At 36.9% G+C, this 20,878-nt stretch carries 22 protein-coding genes; 7 read left to right on the top strand and 15 right to left on the bottom strand.

The window, feature by feature from the left end:
- Positions 1-262 precede the first annotated feature (262 nt).
- Positions 263-742 carry a hypothetical protein gene (locus MWJ95_RS06985; protein WP_249104865.1) on the top strand — a complete coding sequence of 160 codons (480 nt, stop codon included), beginning with the start codon at positions 263-265 and terminating at the stop codon, positions 740-742.
- A gap of 367 nt (positions 743-1,109) precedes the next feature.
- Here the strand turns inward: MWJ95_RS06985 and MWJ95_RS06980 are convergent, their stop codons facing one another.
- Positions 1,110-2,156, bottom strand: coding sequence for a SepM family pheromone-processing serine protease (locus MWJ95_RS06980; RefSeq protein WP_249104862.1), 1,047 nt, complete (start codon positions 2,154-2,156; stop codon positions 1,110-1,112).
- Positions 2,157-2,275: 119 nt separating this feature from the next.
- Here MWJ95_RS06980 and MWJ95_RS06975 point away from each other — a divergent pair, with 119 nt between their 5' ends.
- Entirely contained in the window at positions 2,276-3,175 is a 900-nt protein-coding gene (locus MWJ95_RS06975; RefSeq protein ID WP_249104860.1) for a hypothetical protein, read from the top strand.
- 85 nt (positions 3,176-3,260) lie between these two features.
- On the opposite strand, the gene coaD is transcribed toward MWJ95_RS06975, so the two are convergent.
- The 3 genes from coaD to MWJ95_RS06960 form a co-directional block, all read right to left on the bottom strand.
- A complete protein-coding gene (coaD, locus tag MWJ95_RS06970; protein WP_249073242.1) occupies positions 3,261-3,752 on the bottom strand; it encodes a pantetheine-phosphate adenylyltransferase in 492 nt (163 codons plus the stop codon).
- A 65-nt stretch (positions 3,753-3,817) separates the two neighbouring features.
- Entirely contained in the window at positions 3,818-4,378 is a 561-nt protein-coding gene (rsmD, locus tag MWJ95_RS06965) for a 16S rRNA (guanine(966)-N(2))-methyltransferase RsmD (protein ID WP_249073243.1), read from the bottom strand.
- Between the two features lie 157 nt (positions 4,379-4,535).
- A complete protein-coding gene (locus MWJ95_RS06960; RefSeq protein WP_249073244.1) occupies positions 4,536-5,963 on the bottom strand; it encodes an RNA polymerase II in 1,428 nt (475 codons plus the stop codon).
- Between the two features lie 56 nt (positions 5,964-6,019).
- Here MWJ95_RS06960 and MWJ95_RS06955 point away from each other — a divergent pair, with 56 nt between their 5' ends.
- Positions 6,020-6,409: a DUF7147 family protein gene (locus MWJ95_RS06955; protein ID WP_249073245.1), complete on the top strand. Its 390-nt coding sequence runs from the start codon at positions 6,020-6,022 to the stop codon at positions 6,407-6,409.
- Between the two features lie 2 nt (positions 6,410-6,411).
- Here MWJ95_RS06955 and MWJ95_RS06950 read toward each other — a convergent pair whose 3' ends face one another.
- Positions 6,412-6,684, bottom strand: a complete 273-nt coding sequence (locus MWJ95_RS06950) for a YlbG family protein (RefSeq protein ID WP_132357596.1) — start codon at positions 6,682-6,684, stop codon at positions 6,412-6,414.
- 233 nt (positions 6,685-6,917) lie between these two features.
- Between MWJ95_RS06950 and MWJ95_RS06945 the strand changes: the two genes are divergently transcribed.
- Complete coding sequence (locus tag MWJ95_RS06945) at positions 6,918-7,817, top strand: glycerophosphodiester phosphodiesterase family protein (protein WP_249073246.1); 900 nt, start codon at positions 6,918-6,920, stop codon at positions 7,815-7,817.
- A 524-nt stretch (positions 7,818-8,341) separates the two neighbouring features.
- Here MWJ95_RS06945 and MWJ95_RS06940 read toward each other — a convergent pair.
- From MWJ95_RS06940 to MWJ95_RS06930, 3 genes are all read right to left on the bottom strand, one after another.
- Positions 8,342-8,632, bottom strand: a complete 291-nt coding sequence (locus MWJ95_RS06940) for a DUF1871 family protein (RefSeq protein ID WP_249104858.1) — start codon at positions 8,630-8,632, stop codon at positions 8,342-8,344.
- A gap of 517 nt (positions 8,633-9,149) precedes the next feature.
- The gene (locus tag MWJ95_RS06935; RefSeq protein WP_249073248.1) at positions 9,150-10,202 is read right to left on the bottom strand and encodes a tartrate dehydrogenase; all 1,053 of its coding nucleotides are present in this window, start codon (positions 10,200-10,202) and stop codon (positions 9,150-9,152) included.
- A gap of 167 nt (positions 10,203-10,369) precedes the next feature.
- Positions 10,370-10,816: a YlbF/YmcA family competence regulator gene (locus tag MWJ95_RS06930; protein ID WP_249073249.1), complete on the bottom strand. Its 447-nt coding sequence runs from the start codon at positions 10,814-10,816 to the stop codon at positions 10,370-10,372.
- 87 nt (positions 10,817-10,903) lie between these two features.
- Between MWJ95_RS06930 and MWJ95_RS06925 the strand changes: the two genes are divergently transcribed.
- Entirely contained in the window at positions 10,904-11,410 is a 507-nt protein-coding gene (locus tag MWJ95_RS06925; protein WP_249073250.1) for a PaaI family thioesterase, read from the top strand.
- Here the strand turns inward: MWJ95_RS06925 and MWJ95_RS06920 are convergent.
- Both MWJ95_RS06920 and MWJ95_RS06915 read right to left on the bottom strand, forming a co-directional pair.
- Complete coding sequence (locus MWJ95_RS06920) at positions 11,385-12,860, bottom strand: UDP-N-acetylmuramoyl-L-alanyl-D-glutamate--2,6-diaminopimelate ligase (RefSeq protein WP_249073251.1); 1,476 nt, start codon at positions 12,858-12,860, stop codon at positions 11,385-11,387. The genes MWJ95_RS06925 and MWJ95_RS06920 overlap by 26 nt on opposite strands.
- Positions 12,861-13,052: 192 nt before the next feature.
- Positions 13,053-14,177: a CAP domain-containing protein gene (locus MWJ95_RS06915; protein WP_249104856.1), complete on the bottom strand. Its 1,125-nt coding sequence runs from the start codon at positions 14,175-14,177 to the stop codon at positions 13,053-13,055.
- A 145-nt stretch (positions 14,178-14,322) separates the two neighbouring features.
- Between MWJ95_RS06915 and MWJ95_RS06910 the strand changes: the two genes are divergently transcribed.
- Positions 14,323-14,688 carry a YugN family protein gene (locus tag MWJ95_RS06910; RefSeq protein WP_249073253.1) on the top strand — a complete coding sequence of 122 codons (366 nt, stop codon included), beginning with the start codon at positions 14,323-14,325 and terminating at the stop codon, positions 14,686-14,688.
- A gap of 207 nt (positions 14,689-14,895) precedes the next feature.
- Entirely contained in the window at positions 14,896-15,960 is a 1,065-nt protein-coding gene (gene ytvI / locus MWJ95_RS06905; protein ID WP_249104855.1) for a sporulation integral membrane protein YtvI, read from the top strand.
- Positions 15,961-15,993: 33 nt separating this feature from the next.
- On the opposite strand, the gene MWJ95_RS06900 is transcribed toward ytvI, so the two are convergent.
- From MWJ95_RS06900 to ctaD, 5 genes are all read right to left on the bottom strand, one after another.
- Positions 15,994-16,455 (bottom strand): DUF420 domain-containing protein, encoded by a 462-nt coding sequence (locus tag MWJ95_RS06900; RefSeq protein WP_100545569.1) that lies wholly within the window; start codon positions 16,453-16,455, stop codon positions 15,994-15,996.
- A 41-nt stretch (positions 16,456-16,496) separates the two neighbouring features.
- Positions 16,497-17,420 carry a cytochrome c oxidase assembly factor CtaG gene (ctaG, locus tag MWJ95_RS06895; protein ID WP_249073256.1) on the bottom strand — a complete coding sequence of 308 codons (924 nt, stop codon included), beginning with the start codon at positions 17,418-17,420 and terminating at the stop codon, positions 16,497-16,499.
- Between the two features lie 599 nt (positions 17,421-18,019).
- Positions 18,020-18,364, bottom strand: coding sequence for a cytochrome C oxidase subunit IV family protein (locus tag MWJ95_RS06890; protein WP_249073257.1), 345 nt, complete (start codon positions 18,362-18,364; stop codon positions 18,020-18,022).
- Position 18,365: 1 nt separating this feature from the next.
- A complete protein-coding gene (locus MWJ95_RS06885; RefSeq protein ID WP_249073258.1) occupies positions 18,366-18,992 on the bottom strand; it encodes a cytochrome c oxidase subunit 3 in 627 nt (208 codons plus the stop codon).
- The gene (gene ctaD, locus MWJ95_RS06880) at positions 18,992-20,875 is read right to left on the bottom strand and encodes a cytochrome c oxidase subunit I (protein ID WP_249104853.1); all 1,884 of its coding nucleotides are present in this window, start codon (positions 20,873-20,875) and stop codon (positions 18,992-18,994) included. Before ctaD ends, MWJ95_RS06885 begins: the two co-directional genes overlap by 1 nt.
- Positions 20,876-20,878 lie beyond the last annotated feature (3 nt).

Below are 20,878 nucleotides of genomic sequence, written 5' to 3'. Positions count from 1 at the left end.
TAGCCTTCCATTCCAATCAACAATAGCGTAGAACTTTTATAAATTTTGTACATTTCAAAAGTGATATGACTACTTATCATAATCAAACTAACAGTGACGCAATTGTACATATGCTATTACTGCGATACGTCTTTGAAGATTAAACATTTTGCTACAGTTGCACTTTCGCATAGATCCACCTTGTTGCCGAAGTTTCTCTTTTATCACAATTAGAGAGACCAAAAGGATACATGCTGAGTAAAGTGGTTGATTGGAGTGGAGGATGGGTGACTCCTCGGGGATCAGCGATAGAGGAACGAAGGCTAAAACCATCACATCCTGTGATAACGCCTTCGTGACCAACATCGTGCTGGCCCGACGCCCCCAGGAAGCTCTGCTCTGTGCGAAAGCGAAGCGGCAGCAACAAATGTTTTCTGTAGCGAAAGCAAAGCGTCAGCTACAAATGTTTTATCTGCGCGAAAGCGAAGCGTCAGCGGCAAATGTTTTATCTGCGCGAAAGCGAAGCGGCAGCGGCAAATGTTTTATCTGCGCGAAAGCGAAGCGGCAGCGGCAAATGTTTTATCTGCGCGAAAGCGAAGCGGCAGCGGCAAATGTTTTATCTGCGCGAAAGCGAAGCGGCAGCGGCAAATGTTTTATCTGCGCGAAAGCGAAGCGGCAGCGGCAAATGTTTTATCTGCGCGAAAGCGAAGCGGCAGCGGCAAAGCACCCAGCCGGAACGGAAATCAATCCCTCGCTTTGGTGAAGAGCCATATTAATTATGATGCCAGAAATTCTTCTAGCATCCTTTTTGCTGTTAGAAAACAAATTATATCAGTGACAAAATGACGTCCAACTTTTTAGTTTTATCAGAACGCTTCTAGGAATTATCGGCCAACTTTTGAATTTTATCGACTAACTTTTACGTTTTATCACCCAACTTTTGAATTTTATCGACCAACTTTCACGTTTTATCACCCAACTTTTAGTTTTTATCGACATCCACCTTCCAAAGGGCAAAAAAAGGATTCAACACAAAACTATGTGTGAATCCTTACTTTATTATCCCGCCCAGGATATCACCTTAATTTAGGGTGACTCCCCCTCGAAAGCGCGGAGTTACGGATAAAACTTTATTTCGGCTGTAACTTTTTTAAATATGCAATTGCATCATCTACCGTTTTAACCGGAACTATTTTCATTTTTGTTTTAATTTCTTTCGCAGTCTTTACTGCTGTAGCGTAATTAGATTCCAAATCAGGATATTTAGCTTTCATCTCTGGGGTAATTTCATCATCTGGTGCAAAAAATATTTCCATACCATCACGATCAGCAGCAATGACTTTATAGTCTATGCCACCAATTCTGCCAACAGAGCCATCAACCAGCATTTCCCCCGTCCCCGCAATAGCATAGCCTTTCGTTAAATCTTCTTCAAGAAGTTGGTCTAAAATTTCTAAGGTAAACATTAGCCCAGCAGATGGACCTCCAATATCCTCCGTTTTCATAGACACCGTAGGATTTGTTTCAATCGACTTACTTTCAGTATAAGTAATACCTAACCCCGCTCTTTTTTCTTCTGCTGCAGGGATTTCTTTTAATGTAATCGTTACCTCTTGTTCTTTTTCATTTCGTATATATTTAATGGTCACTTTATCCCCAAGTTGCTTTGGCTTCAGAAGGTCAACAAGCATTTGTTGGTTTTTAATGTTTTGTCCATCAACTTCAATAATTTCATCACCAGCTTTTATTATACTATCCGAAGCACCGCCATCTAGGACATTTAATACAAAAACACCGTTAAAGAGAACTTTGGTTTGGAGGCCCGCTCTCTGAAAAGCTACATACTTCGCATTAAATTGGGAATCAGACATCAATTTAAACTGCCGAACATTATATTCCTCTTCATCCTCTAATGGATTTCGAACTTGACTAATATCCATTAGTTTTTGATATTTTTGAGTTTTTGCCCATAAATATGAAAAAGGAGTAGCTTGCTGCATAGCCACCGTCATTAAGCTCATGGATCCTTTCTCATCGGTATGGCTATTGTCAACGTTAACAAATTTACTGACATCATAAGCACTTCCTGGCTTCATGATATAAGCGTCTAGTCGGTATAACATTAAAAAACAAATCACGACTAATAACACTGCATAAATACTAATTTTTTTCTTCAAAAGAAAAACACCTCCTAGGACGCTTGCAAAACCATACGTTCATGTTTTTGCCTTTTTTACATATATTGATTTTAGCATTTGCCTATGTGAATGACAAAAAGTTGAAACGAGATGATAACATGTATGCGATAATTCAAATAGCGATTTGCATAGTTCTTATTCTATTACTCTTGTTATTCCCACAAACTGCTCATAACGGTACTGATTTAGGTTTAAATCTTTTTATGGATGCCCTTTTCCCGTATTTATTACCTTACCTTATTTTAACGCAATGGCTGCTACGTTTAACGGCTCCTATGCGCACGAAAACAAAAAGAGCTTCTTTATACGTACAAGCCTATATCATTAGCGCACTTGGGGGATATCCATCTGGAGCAACAACAATTGTTTATTTAAAAAATAGTGGGCAATTACATCCTAAAGAAGCAAATTTTTTATTAGCCGTATGTCATGCACCAAGCCCTCTTTTCGTACTAGGCTTTGTAAGCCTTGATTTATTACACAGTAATACGTTTGGATGGATGTTTTTATGTTTACTACATAGTTTTAATATATGTTGTTTAATAACAGGTTACTTCTTATTTCGTAAAACGGATCCTCCTAGCATCTCCATACACAATACGCCTTTATATACAGCGCCATTTTCTGAAAGCATTAAAGAAACAGCACCAACAATACTATTAGTTGGCACTACAATAATTTTTTTCACTACCATCCAGACGATTGTCCAGCAAGGCTTAGATTCATTGCTACCTAAACTGCCCTATACAGCTGAGCTTTCCATAGCTGCAATTCTTGAAGTGACAAATGGTCTTAAAATGACCGTCTCAGCTTTTCCAAACTTTTCGTATTTACCATTACTAGTTGTTATGTTGTTGACCATGCAAAGTATAAGCATTCACTTACAAATTTTCGTTATTGCAAAATCAGCCAAGCTGTCCGTTCGACCATATCTAAAATTCCGCCTACTTAGCATAATCATTGTACCCACTATTTATGCTCTTTTTTTCTTAAAATAAATAAACGTTTGCTTCCACAATAATTCTTATATCCATTTTTTATCCAAACAAAAAGGATGTCTTAAAACAAGACATCCTTTTACTTTTATTTTCCAAAATTATATTTTTCTTTTAACGCTTCTACCACACAAGTAGGAACAAGCTCGCTGACATCACTACCATATTTCGCAACCTCTTTGACAATGCTTGAGCTTAAGAATGAATATTGATTTTTCGTCATAATGAAAAACGTTTCAATGGTTTCATCAAGAAAACGGTTCATCGAAGTGATTTGCATTTCGTATTCAAAATCCGAAACAGCACGTAAACCACGAACAATCGCTTTTGCTTTTTTTTCCTTAGCATAGTCTATTAAAAGCCCTGATGAACTTTCAATACGCACATTAGGCAATGTTTTAGTTACTTCAGCCATTAAAGCCATACGCTCTTCTACTGAAAATAACGGCTGCTTGGATGAATTATTTAAAACAGCAACATAAACTGTGTCAAATACATCTGCCGCCCGTTTAATAATATCTAAGTGACCAAATGTCACCGGATCAAAACTTCCAGGAACTACAGCAACTTTCTCTGACAACCTATTCTCCCTCTTCCTCTATGCAACGATTAATATCGCCTTGTGCATCTTCATTCAGTGGTTGTTTAGACACTCATTGAATGAAGATAAACGGATATAATCGTTCCGCCATATGTTTCTTGTCTCTTTAATACGAAATCCCCGAATCTCTGTGGTAATTCTACTTCTTTTGCATGTTCACATAAAATAATGCCATCATGTTGAATTTTATCATTGTCGACAAGAATCTGCACTAAATCATAATATTCTTTTTGATGATATGGTGGATCTAAAAAAACTAATTTAAACGTAATATCACGTTTTAATAACGCTTTCACAGCACGTTTCGCATCAATACGAAAAAGCTCAGAGCAATCCTCGTAACGACATTTTTTTATGTTTTCCTGAAGTATTTGGAACGCCTTTGCATCCTTTTCGATAAAAACGGCATGCTCAGCCCCTCTACTTAAAGATTCGATACCTAAGCCACCGCTCCCCGCAAATAAATCGAGCGCTGTACCTCCATCAAAGAATGGACCAATAATATTAAATATGGATTCCTTTACTTTATCAGTCGTAGGTCTCGTCGTGTTCCCTGCAATTGCCTTTAACGGCATCCCTTTTCGTTCTCCTGCTACAACTCTCATAGGCAAATCACCGTACTTTCTTATTCCATCTATCAATTTCGCCTTGGCGTAATTGTTGTTATTGCTGTATGCGCTGTCGCTTCACCCTCACTACAAAAACCTGTTTGAAGATAAAAGCATTTTTGCAGCGAAGGACGAACCTCCGCTGCAAAAAAATTTATTCTTGTTCTTGAGTTAACATCTTAATATCGATACGATCATCACTTTTTTGTAATTCTACTAAAAATAATCGTTGTAGCCAAGCTTCTTCAACATAATAATTATTGGCAATTTTAATAATTGGTTCTGAAATAGTCGAATATCTACGTTGATTGAATACATAAAATCCAGGTTCTTTCGGGAATCGGAAGGTACGATTATCACTATTGATATAATAGCCATTTTTACCTTCACCAGCTGTATAGCCTAGATAAGGTAACAATTTATCAGCATTATAAAATACTTGCCCTTCATAAAGTATTACATGAACATCTTCTCTCAAAACGTCATTAACGTAAACACTTCGACCATCTTCAAATAATAGTGGATATGTGCCCTTTTCTTGAGCTGCGTTCAACTTAAAATAGGACGTTTTTACATTTAACACTTCGGATAAAAGATCGTCCATTGATGCAGGGGAAATTGGCTCTTCTCCAAGCTTTTCCAAGGCTTCTTGCCATGCCGTCTCTTGATTAGTTGTCATATATTCTTTTAACGTCTTCACGATTTTCTGTGCTTTATCTGAGCCAATCGTATCCTTCACTAAATAGGATGCCATAACTTCCGGCAACCAAGTTGGTGAATCTTTAAACTTATATTGCGACTTTATTTGCGACATTATAACTTCCTGTTCAACGGCTTGTTCAGTTAGCTCTGGCAAAAATAAAAGTCGGTCATCATGTTCTTTCACGGGATTCTTTTCTTGAATAATAGCTATATGTTGATCATTCAAAAACTTACCCTTCTCCAATGATTTCAAGAAATCTTTTGAAATAGCACCCGGGGCATAAATAGATAACACCGGAGTTTGCTCTTGTACTTTTAAATTACCCGTTTGCCAATAAATATCACGAACTGTACCATACCCACTAAACATTGTATAGTTTACAAGTGATAGTTTTTGCTGACCTACTAAAGGCAAGCCTGTTATCCATTGACCAACAATTTTACTATCAGTTGAAATATGTACAACAGAATAAGATGATTCCCCATTCGTTAATGTGGCGAAAACATTTTGGATGAGCATTTTATCTTTTAAGCCACCCTTAATCGGAATTATGTATGAAACAGATTGTGATTTAGTCTCTCCTTTTTTAAAATATGAGACTTCTTTTGATAAGCGATCACAGCTTTTTTCATTATCGATAAAGCAACTAGGATGTACGGCATTTTCTGGCCACTTGATTTTCACTTTTTGATTGGGTAAATTTTTAAAATGTTGACGAATATCCAGACTATTTTCTCGATAGACAATTTCTATCTCTTGCGAATAACTGAATTCGCCATTGCCTGTTTCTAAGTCAGACGAATAAGCATGGTACTGAAAAAATAACGTTCCGGTAATGATTAGTACTAGAATGGAAAAAAAACTCATTGCAAATTTCATGTGCTTGACCTCCCGCAGCATGATACTATGTGTATTGGAAAGGATGTGCAATTTTTATGCCACAACAATTTATAGAATTAGGTGAGGGCTATGGTGATGTTTACGAGCTGCTTGAAATCGTGAGAACTAATCAAGATCGCTTCCACCAAGCCTTTATACTAACATCCACTAAAGAAGAAAAAAAGGTTGCCTCTTTAGCAGTCGCTTTAAAACCAGTCGGTGAAAGTAAATTCATGCCGATTTATATTTGTCGAGAAGGCATCCCTTATCATGAAGAGCAGCCTTCACAACGACAAAAAATGTTTGAAGAAAGTATTAAACGACTAGATAGAAAAGCGGTTGTTGTAGAAATAAAGCACTCTTCTATATTTTCGGAACCAAAACTATTTTATCAATACTTAATCGGAATAATGAGACTTCATCACTATATCCCGGCGTTAAAATAATATTATAGACCTGCTTTATAGTCATATTCTTTCGCTTTATCTGGTTTTGCATTTTCATACTCAGTTTTAACAAATGGACGATAAGACTTTACAACGTCTTTCACGAATGGAAGGCGTTGTAGTTTTGTTGTCATTGATTCAATTTCCTCTCGCTCGCAATAAATGACTACATATTTTTGCCTTCGAGAAATATAAAGAACATGACCATATTTTCGAAGAGATTTCGCATGTTTTAATTGATGGACGTAAACGATTAGTCCTTGGCGTTCGTTCATAGTATTCCCCTCATTTCTTACATAAAAGAATACCATAGACCGGAAAATGATAGCAACAGAGTTTAGCTGACAGAACGCTCGATTTTCCGTTATAATGGAAAAGCATACAACGTTGACTAAGCGTTTTACATTACTTATGCAAACTATAGAATACTAGTTTATTGCTCACTGAAAATTAAAAAGTGAAATTGCCGGTACTATTTATATTAATTTAATTGTTAAGGAGGACGAATATGGGTAAGAAAACAAAGATTGCACTTGCAATCGCAGCGGCAAGTGCAGCGGCTTGGGCAGGTAGTAAAGCTATTTCTAAACCTCAACAACGAGAAGGTAAACAAGCATTACAATTTGATCACCCAATTATTCTCGCACATCGTGGTGGTGCTCATTTAGCGCCTGAGCATACAATGCCAGCTTTTGAAAAAGCAGCACAGTTAGGTGTTGACGGCTTTGAAATAGATATTCGCTTAACTAAAGATGAGGAAATTATTGTTTTCCACGATGATACTGTCGATCGTACGACAGACGGCTATGGACTTGTGGCAGACATGACTTTAGCAGAAATAAACGCATTAAACCACGGTTATCAATTTGAAGATTTGGATGGGGAATTTCCTTATCGGGATGAAAAAATAGACGTAGTAACATTACGTGAACTTTTAGTAACTTATCCAAACATGTTAGTAAATATTGATATTAAAGATGCACCGGATACGTATGAAGGAAGTTTAATGCCATCTAAACTATGGCGTTTAATTGAAGAGCTTGGTGTTGAAAATCGAGTAGTTGTCACAAGCTTTTACGGTGAGCAGATCGATCGCTTTAATTTATATGCACAAAATCAAGTAGCACTTGGTGCAGGTGAATCAGATGTTCGTAAAGCATTCGCTTCTTTCTCAAGTCAGTTCGGACATTTATATCATCCAAAAGTAGACGTATTCCAGATACCACCTAAGTCAGGAGTAATTACACTAGAATCTCCGAAGTTTATCCAGTTTTTAAACAACTTAAACATCCCCGTTCATTATTGGACTATCAATGATGTAGCAACAATGAACAAATTAATTCACAATGGTGCAAAAGGAATCATTACAGATCGACCTGATATTGCTGTAGAGTTACTACAAAAATAAGAACAAAGAAATGGAGGATTCCCTCCATTTTATTATGGTTAACACATTGATTGGTAAGGGCCCCTTCAAACAGCCCTTACCTTTAGCGGCAATGATACGTATGTTAACCATTATAATCACCAAGGTACTAACGAGATCTTTACGAATAAGTAAATTTTTTAACGATTAGCATACTACTTTGTCATACACATCGTTTGAAAATTGTAAATAACATGGTAAAGTTTACTTAATAAAACAGATAATTAAAAGGACCGTACAGCGCTCGCAATGCTTGTACAGTCCTAGAACAAAATAAATCGCTTCAAAGGCGATTGGCACTGAGAGAGTAAATCATTCCCTAACCGGCCAAGGTATTCAAGGGGTGATTTACTTTTTTTCGTAAAAGTAAATCACATCGAAAATACTAACACGACTAATGAAGAAAAACTAAAAGTCTTATGGGGCATGAGAAAAGCGAAACAACTAGGATCTACGCTCAATTAAGTGGGAGGCTACTCAATGATCTTCAAGTAACCTCCGTTAGCTTAATAATATCGGTTCTGTTCACTTTCATTTTTCAGAAATTGACTGTTATTGACATTGTTCCAAATTTTTAAAGCAATTGGATAACAAGTATCAATCGAATATACTTCATCCAACTTTTCAATAAAGACCTCCCGTATCACTACAGCTAATTTTTCAACAGATGTTGCTGTTGGTAGAAGCTCTACAATATATCTTATTTCTGGGTTATATTCATCCTCAGGTGTTTGATGTAAAAATTGCTTCGGATCCCAATCATCAATTACTTCTTTAACAATTTTATAGTGGTTCATAATATCCCTCTTTTGAAATATTGTATTTTTGGTAATCTATACCACGCCATTATTCAACTAACCTGTTCCTTTACTTTAAAACGTTCAAAACTAACAAAAGTTCCAATTATGAATAATTTTAACAATTTAAATTATCGAAAATCCATCTCTTCTTATTGAAGAAACCTGCCCCTTAGTTCCTTCGTTTGATCCAATTTCTATTACCTTCATCTTCCTCTGTTTCATTAAAAACTATAAGAACTATAAAAATCACATCAACATATATAGTATTTAACCATAAAAAAGAACAGTAGGTTAACGTAGAATACGTTAACTACTGCTCGTAATTATAGTCTATATAAAGTGTTCGTATACCGTCATCGACACCACCTCCTTTCTCTTTGCAAAAGCAAAGTAAGAAGATAGGATGCCGACCACCCTTTAAACCTTTATTTTGTAAACTTAATTATAACATTTTTGTTTATTTTAAACAAAATTCTTCAAGCGGTGTAAAGGAAAGCCCACTGTTTATTTTTTACTATTGCAAATGATTTAATACCGCATCCGTAACATCACGCAATGTCGCTTTTCCTCCCAAATCGCCCGTTTTAATACCTTCTGCTAATGTTGCTTCTATCGCGTTTAGCACTTTTGTACCTAGCTCATGATATCCTAAAAAATCAAGCATCATTTTACCTGTCCAAATTTGTCCAAGCGGATTTGCTATTCCTTGACCTGCAATATCAGGAGCGGAGCCATGGACTGGTTCAAACATGGATGGGTAATGTCGTTCTATATTTAAATTTGCAGCTGGTGCAATTCCGATACTTCCCATAATTGCACCACCTAAGTCAGTTAAAATATCACCAAATAAATTTGATGCAACGATTACATCAAAGTTTTCAGGCTTCATCACTAAAAAGGCAGCTAAGGCATCAATGTGATTAGATACTTGTTCTATGTTATCGTAATCTTTACCTACTTGTGCAAATACCTCATCCCAAAAAGGCATACTGTACGTAATGCCATTAGATTTTGTCGCACTTGTAACATGCTGGCGACGAGTTTTCGCCATTTCAAATGCATATCGCATTGCACGCTCTGTTCCCTTCCTTGTAAAAATAGCATTTTGGATCGCCACCTCATCCTGTCCACTATGTATTCTACCACCACTCTCAGCATACTCTCCCTCTGAGTTTTCACGGACAACAACAAAATCAAAATCATTTGGGTTGCGTAAAGGCGAAGGCAAACCTTTGAGTAACTTTGCTGGACGTACATTAATAGATTGCTTCATCTCACGACGGATTTTAATAAGTAGCCCCCATAATGAAATGTGATCCGGTACTAAATCTGGCATGCCTACAGCACCTAAAAAGATTTGATCATAGCCTTTCAAAATTTCAATACCGTTATCAGGCATCATTTTACCTGTCTCTAAATAATAATCACAACCCCACGGGAATGTTGTCCATTCAAATTGAAAGCTGCCATCTAATTGAGCGGCTTTATTCAGCACTTCTATCGCCGCTGGTACAACCTCTTTACCAATCCCATCTCCCGGTATAACGGCAATTCGATAAGTCTTCATCTGTTCATCCTCCTTTAGTTTCTATAACGCCTATGCAATTACTATACAATTTTCCCGCAATCTTTACACCTGTTGTTTACGGATGACGATTTAGCATAATGCTAAAAAAGACTATATATAAACTCATCCGAGTTTGTATATAGTCTAAGAAAAAGTATAACCTTATTTTATGCAGAGCAAGAGCAAGAGCCGCCTGACCCACATCCTCCACCACATGAAGAACCTGATGCAAAGAACGGATTACTTACAGGAACTTTTACCGCTTCTGAAACCGTTTTCCCTACAAGTAAGCTTATTTCGTCTAGTAAATCTTGAAAATCGTTCTCAGCAATCTTCAAAGCTGAAACTTTTTCATTTAAATCGAGTGCGCGCTTTTGCTGACGAATCGATTTCATAATTGTATGATAGTCCGGATGATATTTTCCGAAACGTTGTACATCTTCGTACTGCTCCTTCATGCGATTAAATGCGTAAATAGCTTCAACTAATTGGACATCGCTATATACAGCATCATACGCTTGCTGTAGCGTTTTCGCAGGCTCAGAGGAAAGAATCATCTCACAAAGCGCATCGGCCTCATCCAAAATGATTGCCCAGTCAGAGGTCATCATCATTTTTAATTCCCCCAATCTCTTACCCATCATAACAGATTTTATGGTAATTTTACATTAATGATATTTTTAAATGAAGGAGTTTTTACATTGGTACCATCGTCTAAAGGACAAATAGAACAATTACTTGCAGAAATTTTACAACATAGCACAGCTGAAGATGAGGAAGTGTTACTACATTTATTGTCTGGCCTGCGCGATAAACAACAAGGTATACATCGACGCTATATTAATGCTGCCTTACACATGGTTGGCAAATTTGAGCCTGAAGTTAGTGAAGTTCGTATTCCCATTACACCCGTCATCCATAATACCATTAAGGTACCGCACGGTGGGATTATTGCTACAATTGCAGATGCAGCAATGGGAGGACTTGCTTCGCGTTCAGTACCAGAAGGCTTTAATGTTGTCACAACAAACATGAATATCTCTTATATTGCTACAACAACCAACAAAGAACTAATTGCTCGTGGACGTTTCGTACATAAAGGGCGACAGACACTTGTAATGGAATGTGATATAGAGGATGAGACCGGACGAAAACTCGCTATTGCGACTGGTTCTTTCTTTGTCATTCAACGCCGTCCTCAGACATAAGATTTAAAAAGTAATCTCGAATACATTGTTGATCGGAAAAAGGGAATTTTTGATTTTTTATTTGCTGCGTCTGTTCATGCCCTTTTCCGGCAACAAGTACAATATCTCCTTTTTGTGCTTTTGCCAATGCTTGATGAATAGCAACTTTTCGATCTAGATAGATTTCATAATATTGCTGCTCAGTAAAACCAGCAATAATACTCTCGTTTATTAAAATCGGATCTTCATCACGTGGATTATCAGTCGTTAAAAAAATGATATCTGCATGCTTACTAGCCACCGCTCCCATTGCAAAACGCTTTGCCTTATCTCGATTTCCCCCACAGCTAAAAACAAGGTAAAGGGTTTTCGAGCGATCAAAAGTTTGCAAAACAGCCTGTAATGCCTCTGCAGTATGTGCGTAATCTACGTACACATCAATCCCAAATGGATTGTCTATTTTCTCCAGTCTTCCTTCTGGTAGCCTTAACAACCACATATGCTCTGCTATCTCTTCAATGGAGAAGCCTAGGCGCCATAATGTCATCAATGCTGCTACTGCATTTTGCACATGATATTTACCGATAAATGGTATTTCAACAATGTGTTCACTCGATGACGTTTGTAAACAAAGTACTGTTTTTCCAATTGATTCACTGACAATTTGGATATGTAAATCATTATGATTATCAAAGCCAAATGAGCAGGATTTTTTCTTATCATAAATACCGACGGAACGGCAAAAATTATCATCTCCATTTAGCACTAATTTTTTCGATAAATCTGCCAACCTTTTTTTGGCACGCTTATATGCCTCAAGCCCTCCGTGATCTTCTAAATGGTCCTCCGATAAATTTAAAAAAACACCACAATCGATATCACAATGATCAAGTCTATGTTGCTGTAATCCCATTGATGAAGCTTCTAAAACAACATGTGTAACACCATTTCGTACACATTGCTTTAAAATTGGATGTAACTCTTTTGCCTGTAATGTAGTTAATTGCTCATACACTGTTTGTTGTTTCTGTTCATTGATAAAAAATCCTACAGTTCCGATAACTGCAACGTTTTTATGTAAGGCTCTTAATAATTGGCTCACAAAATGACTCACTGTTGTTTTACCATTTGTACCTGTAATCGCAATGACCGTTAATGCTTCTGCGGGAAAGGCTGAAATCTTTGCACTCGCATATGATAAAAATAGGGATGTATTCGGAACCCAAACAAAAGGAATATTTTGATCAGTAATGGGTAATGAAATACTTTCCTCTGATACTATAGCGGCAGCACCCCGAGCTATTGCTTCTTTGACAAAACGACTTCCCGATGTTTTCTTACCCTTACGTACAATAAAAATATCCCCTGGTTTTACTGCCTGAGCATAATCCTCGACGCCTGTAATAGTTGTGCGAATGGATCCTCCGGTTACACTACATGGCCAATCTTTTAATAGTTCAGCTAATTGCAAGCTCCATTCCTCCTTTCGGTTCTCTATCATATGACGGCGTATGTAACGGTGTGACGAAAAATATAGGCGGTCATTGCGCTTACCTTTTTTTCGTTTAAAGACGAAAAGACTGAAGACAAACTTGATTTCGCCAAGTTTATCTTCAGTCTTAAATTTCTATATATCCCACATTAACAAAGTCGTCCAATCACTTTATGGTGATGATTCATCAATATGTTCCATCGGTTCCTCGGAGTCTTTATTCTCTTTATCCAGCTCCGGAGAAGATGATTCTAAAAATATTTGCGTATAATAGTTTAAAAATACCCCAGATCCCACTGTTGTATATCGATCATTTAACATGACATTTCGATGCTCAGGTGAATTCAGCCAGCCGTGCATGACTTCGATTGCATCAAAATAATCAGTTGCAAGATTTTCATTCGCTTCACTATATTCGATTCCATGTGTTCCTAACCTCTTTTTTAAATCTCCATTTATTGGTGATTCATGACCAAGGAAATTTTGAACCTTCATATCTTCAGAATGCACTTTTGCAACTTCTTCTAATGATTGATCGATATTTAATGGAGCTAAATCATGTTGAACTCTTGTGATATTTATTAAATCATCAAGCTGTGCGGCATTTGCTTCATTAATTTCCTGCTGTAAAAAAGAAGATGGTGGTGTTGGTATAACTAGCTCACCTTGATAAGTCATTTCATAAGGTTGATGTAGAACAAGGGTTTTACTATTCGTAAAGCGTATTCCTTGTAGCTCTCCTGTTTCTCTATCTATATATAGTTGTGCAAAAAGCCCATCGAATTTTACAAGCAGTCGTGTCTGCATATCTTCTTCACTCATCGAGAAAACGAAAATATTTTTACCAACATTTGCAGTTACTTCATAATCAATGATGGTCATTCGGTATATATCGTCGCGCTTCTGACCAATCTTAAAAGGAGAAGCATCTAAGTCTTTACCAGCAATATAAACTTGTGTCACAACATTATTGTCAACACCTACCATGAAAAATGTAGAAGCACTTGCATTATAAATCCACCAATCATATCCGAATGAGGAAGATTCCTTTCGTACTGGTTTACCATATCTCTCCAAGACTACCTTTGCTTCTTTACCTATTAATGTCGACATTCCGCTTTTTGGACGTGTCGTTGCCCCCATTTCAGGCTGCTTTAATTCAGTTTTGGGAATAATATTTGAATTGGCATTCGGGCCTTTAAGTGGCTCGTTTTCACGTGGGGCTGTATTAAAAAACATAAAGCCAATCAACGCAACTGCAGCACATGCCATAAAAATGCGAAATAAAGCTTTCATACATGACTCCTTCTTATCACATTATTCTATTTATTATATCAATTGTAATTGGGTTGACACAATGTTGTCATTGCAACAATGTCGAATATGCTCTATTATAAAAATGAGCGTATACTTTGTACGAGAACCTAAAGGAGGATTATAGATGTATTTCGAAAATACTAACCTTGAAAATTTAACAGCTGATCAAGAACTTATTGTAAGCGTCATGAAAAAAAATGGTTTAGAATGTGATGGCGGCTGGGATTACGAGCGTATGACATTTGATAAGCGCTTCGATACTCGTGAAGGACGTTATTACCTACGTGTATTCTCATATGCAAAATCTGGTGATGTTGGTGCACACGATGCCATCCTAACATTAATGAAACCAGTACTTGGTAAGTACTACTATCCACACGGTGTAGAGTATGGTGACGATGAAGTTTATCCAGCTCATCTTGTAAAAAAATGTGAAGAAATCTTAAAAAAGGTTAAACTTGACCTAGAAGCTTTTGAAATTCGTGCATAATTTTAATTAGTTATTTCACGTTGCATACATGTCGATTAAACATCGAAATTATTTTATTTTTTTATTAGGATTCACAATAAATTGGCAACAGCATGCAGTGCAATAGCTATATCTGAAAAGACTGGTGGTCCAGTCTTTTTTATTTTGAGTAAAAATTTTATTTCTTCTCATACTAACTATATCTTTTACAGGATGTAGGTGAGATAAATGTTACAATTTTTAAAACACCCCTTTTTTCGCCATCCGATCATCGTTATAGCTACCGGAATTGCGATTCTCTGGTTTATATCCCTGTCATTACCCATACTACTTGCCTACGTAACTGCATTATTAGTGGAACCTGTCATCATACGAATGAGTAAACGATTCCGAAAAAAACGCAAAATAATCGCATCCATTTTTTTTATGCTCTTTACAAGCATGACATTACTATTATGTATTCTCATTATATTTATAGGCTGGAAGCAATTTTCAACAATTATTATTCATATTCCTGAGTACCTCAATCAACTGTCAGCACTATGGATTCAAATACAATCCAAGCTTTCCAACTATACTTACCGTTTGCCCTTAGATCTTGTTATACAAATTCAAGATATGATAGCACGGGCTCTATCTTCAATCGAGAAATATGCTCTTTCTTTAACAAATTTGAATGTTTGGTCATCTTTACTTACGTATATAACTTCTCGTTTGTTTGATATTTTTGTTTATTGGGTAGTATTATATATGTTTCTTTTAGAATTGCCGACTATTAATCGTAAAATGTTAGCGCCTATTCCGTTTCACCATCATCAAAAAATACTATTTATTGGACAGCGCGTAAAACTTGCTTTATTTGGTTTTTTGAAAGCACAATTTTTTGTTGGTATTTGCATTTTTGCGATAGCTTTTGCAACCTTTTATTTTCTTAAAGCCCCGTTCCCACTAATATTATCACTCTTACTAGTCGTTTTAGATTTCGTCCCTTTTTTAGATTCATTTATCGTGCTGATTCCTTGGGCAATCTACAAAGCCTTTACAGGTGAATATTTCTTTGCGGTCGTGCTAGTCATACTTACAATCGCACAATTTTTAGTTCGGCGTATGATTGAGCCTAGAGTCATTGGAAATAAAGTTGGACTCTCCTCTTTAACAACGTTTATTGCCATGTTTATCGGTTTTAAAATGTTTGGATTTCTCGGTATTTTAATTGGTCCTTTACTCGTTGTTGTTGTCGTTTCCTTATTTAAGCAGACATCCATAAAAAATCTCCCACCTTCTCAAAAATAAGGAGGGAGATTTTTTATTATTTACTGAAATAACTTAAAACCCTAATATAGCTTTAATAACAGATGTTGTTTCACCTGGTTCAAACATTACATATAGTAAAATGTATACTAAAACTCCGGTAATAGCTACGAAGAACCAAATAATACTTGTAATTGGTCCAATACGACGGTGAAGTTTGAGATTCGTTTTTAAACCAGAAATAATACTAACAATACCAAACACCGCACCAGTTGTTGCAAGCGTAATATGGAAAATTAAGAAGAACGTATAATACGGTTTTAAATCTTCTCCCCCACCAAACGCTGTGTTCCCAATAAAGACTGTACGCGAAGCATATATAATAAAGAAGATTAGTGCTGCAACTCCTGCAGCAAGCATTACTTTTTTATGTGCCTCTACTTTTCTTTTTATAATTAAGCCCCAACCAATAGCTACAAGTACAGCACTAATAACGATGAATGATGTACTTATAGTAGGCAAAATTTGCAATTCCATTCACAAAACCCCTTATACAAAATAAATTTCTTTTTTTTCAACTAATGTTGCTGTTGGCTTTCCCATTTCTTTTGATGTTCTTTTAATGCATCTGCAGTAATTTTATCAGGATCCTTTTGTTCTGAACGATACCAATTAATAAAGATTGCTCCAAGTAATACACCAAAAATAAGCTCTTGTAAAATCTTCATCAAAACGCCGCCTAGTTGCTGATCGGCAACAGCTGTCATATTTGTAAAGAGCTCTGGTCCTGAAAGAGATAAACTAGATAATGTAGAAGCCGGTACACAAAGTTCCATTGCCTTCAGCCACGCATCACCATTTGTATATGTTTCATACATAGCGTTTGGCGCAAAAATAATTAATGCACACGCAGGTGTAATTAATACCGCATTAGCAATGATATAGGCTAATTTATGCAAAGGTTTCATTTGCGCACGATTCGGCATATTTTGAATCAAAGGCCAGTACATTAGGACAGCAGAAACAAATAATACAAATGTATATGTACCATGCAAAGTTTCGTTTAATTTAATGTAGTCTAAAACTGCAGGTAAATGGTAGAAAGAAAATAAACCAATAAATACAAATACCGAAACGACAGGGATTGTAAATGTTTTAAATAGAGTTTTAACTACTGGTGCTTCAATAGCAACCTTCCATACCCACCAAGGAATTCCCTTAATAATGAAAATCGGTACAAGTAACAATAAAATAGCCATTTGCACCATATGCATCGTAAACATAATGTGCGCCATTAAATCTATTGGTGATCCTTTAATAATATAAATCGTTACCATTGCCAGTACAAAATAAATAGCCTCTTCTTTTTTTAAAGGCTCACTTACTTTAAAATCCTTGCGCCACTTTGTTGTGACTAAAAAATAGATGACTGTTATGAAAACAAGAACCCCTATTAAATACGGGCTCCATAAAGCTTGGAAACCAAATATACTAAGTGGCATACAAAACGCACTCCTTTAACTTCAGTACTCCCATTATAGAACGCTTACACTTATTCTGCAATGAACGAAAGGTGAACAAATTACTATCTATCTATAGTTTACCTTTCTTACAGGATTATCATATTTATAGAAAAAATATTCGAAGTATAAAAACCCAACATGAATTATATTTTTTCTTATAAGCTCCTCACCAATAACGTGGGGGTTGATTTCCGTTCCGACTGGGCGCTTTCCTGGGGGCGTCCGATGAGCCGCTTCACTCGCGTTGCTCGCTCCAGGGTCTCATCTGTGACGCTAATCCCCAAGGAGTCGCCCAGTCTCCACTCCAATCAACCTATTCACATAGTATGTATTTTCTACCTGTCACTATAATTTAAATGATAAAACGTATCTTTAGGAAAGGGTTTGTCTGTGAAAAAGTGAAGCGGCAGCGGTAATGTAGCGGAGGACTCTCGACCATAGAAAAAGCGAGAGCCTAGAACAGAAATCACTTTCACATGAATTATATTAGTTCTTACCTGCTCAACACTATATCGTGAATAGAACCCAAAAAGAAAAGCACGTTCCTACATAAAGTAGAGAACGTGCTTTTTGGGGGATTACCACCAAATAATTGTTAAAAATGCTAAGAAGAATGTAAATGCGATTAGTATACCCATCCACATGAAGAAGCCAATTACACCACCGAAGTGTGTTTTTTTGTCTTCTAAGTGCATGAAAGCGTAAAGTTGAAGGACAACTTGAACACTAGCAAGCAATAAAATAAGCGGTAATACTAAGTATTTAGAAAAATCAGCAGCAACTACTGCGAATGCGATAAACGTAAAGAAAATCATAATCGCAAAGTTGATAACTTGTTTACGCATATGAACGGCATTATGATGACGATCATACTCGTATTGTGCCTGAGTCTTAGCAACTATAGGTGTATCGTGTGTAGACATATTATCCGATCACTCCCATCAAGTATACTACTGTAAAGATGAATACCCAAACTACGTCGATAAAGTGCCAGTATAAAGCAGCCACGAAGAATTTAGGTGCATTGTATAGGTTAAGACCACGCTTAGCATTACGTAGCATTAACGTAGCAAACCACACAAGACCTAATGTTACGTGGAAACCATGTGTACCAACTAATGAATAAAACGCAGTTGAGAACGCAGATTGGTCAAAAGTAAAGCCTTTGTGTACATAGTGGTAGAACTCATAGATTTCAAGACCTAAGAATCCAAGACCTAAAAGTAATGTAATACCAAACCAAGTTTGCATAGCTTTAAAGTTAAAGTTACGCATATGGTAAATGGCATAAACAGACGTTAGTGAAGATGTTAATAATAACATCGTCATAGCGAAAGCTAAAGGTAATTCAAATAAACTTTGTGTTGTGAACTCCATGCCAGCAGGCCCTTTGTTCTTAAGCGCTAGATAAGTAGCGAATAAACTTGCGAAAAGTACAACTTCACAGGCAAGGAAAATCCAGAAACCAACAACTTTATTTTTCCCTTCCATCGTCGCTTGTTCAGGATGATCTGGCCAAGTATGAGGAGTAAATTTAGTATTGAAATCCATTATTTATTTCCTCCTTTGCCGTAAAGATGTTCTTCAATTTCAAGAATTTCTTCTTTGTGTAAGTGGAAGCCGTGATCGTCCTTAACAGAACGGAAAATCATAGCACCAAATGTAATTGCAAGACCACCAATTAACACATAAATTGACCATGGTTTATCAGGATCTTGATTATAAAGAGCACCGAATGCTGCGATAAACAAGCCCACAGAAATAACAAATGGAATAGCTGAGTTGTTTGGCATATGAATATCACCGATTGGCTCAGCAAATGTAATTTCTTTATTACCTTCTTGCTTTTCAATCCACCATGGATCTAAACCACGAACAAGTGGTGTTTGACGGAAGTTATAGAATGGGATTGGTTGTGGAATTGACCATTCTAATGTACGTCCATCGCCCCATGGGTCGCGACCTGCTGGTTTGCCTTTGATAGACATTAAGCAGTTGATTACCATTAAGATAACCCCTACACCCATCATTAATGCACCGATTGTAGAGATATAGTTGAACTGATCCCAACCTTGACCTTCCATGTACGTGAATACGCGACGTGGCATACCCATTAAACCTAAGAAGTGTTGAACGAAGAACGTTAAATGGAATCCGATAAAGAATACCCAGAACGTAATTTTACCAAGTGTTTCGTTTAACATACGGTTGAAGAAAATTGGCCAGTAGAAGTGCGCTGAACCGAATAACGCTGTTACGATACCACCAACGATTACGTAGTGGAAGTGAGCAACGATAAAGTAAGAATCGTGTAATTGGTAGTCAAGAGGTGCAGATGCTTGCATTACCCCTGTAACACCACCCGCAACGAATGACGGGATGAAACCAAGTGCATAAAGCATTGGTGTTGTAACTTTAATAGATCCGCCCCAAATAGTTAAGATCCAGTTGAATACTTTCATACCTGTTGGAACGGCAATTGCCATTGTTGCAACAGCAAAAATTGCGTTTGCTGTTGGCCCAAGACCAACTGTAAACATGTGGTGAGCCCAAACCATGAACCCTAAGAAACCGATTAAAATTGTTGCGAATACCATTGAAGAGTATCCAAATAAACGTTTACGAGAGAACGCTGGAATAATCTCAGAGAATAAACCGAATGCCGGTAATACTAAGATATAAACCTCTGGGTGTCCGAAGATCCAGAATAAGTGTTCCCAAATAATTGTGTTACCACCCATTAAATGGTTAAAGAAGTTACCACCGAACATGCGGTCAAATAACATCATTAATAAACCAATTGTTAGTGGAGGGAATGCGAATAGGATTAATGCACTTGATACAAGCGCAGTCCAAGTGAATAATGGCATACGCATGAATGTCATACCTGGAGCACGCATTGTAATAATCGTTACGATAAAGTTAAGACCTGAAATTAATGTACCTGCCCCTGATATTTGTAAACCTAGAACATAGAAGTCAATACCATGTCCAGGAGAATATAAAGATAATGATGCATAAGAAGTCCAGCCCGCATCAGGAGCACCACCCATAAAGAATGATAGGTGAAGGAATACTGCACCTAGGAAGAATAACCAGAACCCTAAAGAGTTAAGGAACGGGAATGCTACGTCACGCGCACCAATTTGTAATGGTACAAGCATGTTCATAAATGCAAATAGTAATGGAGTCGCAGCTAGGAATAACATTGTTGTTCCGTGCATTGTTAATAATTGATTGAAAAAACCAGCTGATACGAAATCGTTATTTGGCTGCATTAATTGAATACGCATTAATAACGCTTCAAAACCAGCGATAGCAAAGAACAATGTACCGGCTAATAAATACATTACGGCTAACTTTTTATGGTCAACAGTTGTAATGTATTCCCAGACAGTTGCTCCAAAGCCCTTTTTCTGTGTGTATGAGCTCACAAC

This window comes from Lysinibacillus sp. Bpr_S20 (assembly GCF_023337835.1).
In the GTDB taxonomy this organism is placed as follows: Bacteria; Bacillota; Bacilli; order Bacillales_A; family Planococcaceae; genus Lysinibacillus.
The sequence above is the reverse complement of the archived record's forward strand: the minus strand, read 5'-3'. Positions and strand labels throughout refer to the sequence as shown.

What these genes read in the sequence shown, in the direction of transcription:
- ytvI (WP_249104855.1), top strand. Translation starts at nt 14,896, where the DNA reads ATGTTACAATTTTTAAAACACCCCTTTTTTCGCCATCCGATCATCGTT.
- MWJ95_RS06975 (WP_249104860.1), top strand. Translation starts at nt 2,276, where the DNA reads ATGTATGCGATAATTCAAATAGCGATTTGCATAGTTCTTATTCTATTA.
- MWJ95_RS06930 (WP_249073249.1), bottom strand. Translation starts at nt 10,816, where the DNA reads ATGATGATGACCTCTGACTGGGCAATCATTTTGGATGAGGCCGATGCG.
- rsmD (WP_249073243.1), bottom strand. Translation starts at nt 4,378, where the DNA reads ATGAGAGTTGTAGCAGGAGAACGAAAAGGGATGCCGTTAAAGGCAATT.
- MWJ95_RS06935 (WP_249073248.1), bottom strand. Translation starts at nt 10,202, where the DNA reads ATGAAGACTTATCGAATTGCCGTTATACCGGGAGATGGGATTGGTAAA.
- MWJ95_RS06950 (WP_132357596.1), bottom strand. Translation starts at nt 6,684, where the DNA reads ATGAACGAACGCCAAGGACTAATCGTTTACGTCCATCAATTAAAACAT.
- MWJ95_RS06885 (WP_249073258.1), bottom strand. Translation starts at nt 18,992, where the DNA reads ATGGATTTCAATACTAAATTTACTCCTCATACTTGGCCAGATCATCCT.
- MWJ95_RS06985 (WP_249104865.1), top strand. Translation starts at nt 263, where the DNA reads ATGGGTGACTCCTCGGGGATCAGCGATAGAGGAACGAAGGCTAAAACC.
- MWJ95_RS06890 (WP_249073257.1), bottom strand. Translation starts at nt 18,364, where the DNA reads ATGTCTACACACGATACACCTATAGTTGCTAAGACTCAGGCACAATAC.
- MWJ95_RS06945 (WP_249073246.1), top strand. Translation starts at nt 6,918, where the DNA reads ATGGGTAAGAAAACAAAGATTGCACTTGCAATCGCAGCGGCAAGTGCA.
- MWJ95_RS06960 (WP_249073244.1), bottom strand. Translation starts at nt 5,963, where the DNA reads ATGAAATTTGCAATGAGTTTTTTTTCCATTCTAGTACTAATCATTACC.
- MWJ95_RS06900 (WP_100545569.1), bottom strand. Translation starts at nt 16,455, where the DNA reads ATGGAATTGCAAATTTTGCCTACTATAAGTACATCATTCATCGTTATT.
- MWJ95_RS06940 (WP_249104858.1), bottom strand. Translation starts at nt 8,632, where the DNA reads ATGAACCACTATAAAATTGTTAAAGAAGTAATTGATGATTGGGATCCG.
- MWJ95_RS06915 (WP_249104856.1), bottom strand. Translation starts at nt 14,177, where the DNA reads ATGAAAGCTTTATTTCGCATTTTTATGGCATGTGCTGCAGTTGCGTTG.
- ctaG (WP_249073256.1), bottom strand. Translation starts at nt 17,420, where the DNA reads ATGCCACTTAGTATATTTGGTTTCCAAGCTTTATGGAGCCCGTATTTA.
- MWJ95_RS06910 (WP_249073253.1), top strand. Translation starts at nt 14,323, where the DNA reads ATGTATTTCGAAAATACTAACCTTGAAAATTTAACAGCTGATCAAGAA.
- MWJ95_RS06955 (WP_249073245.1), top strand. Translation starts at nt 6,020, where the DNA reads ATGCCACAACAATTTATAGAATTAGGTGAGGGCTATGGTGATGTTTAC.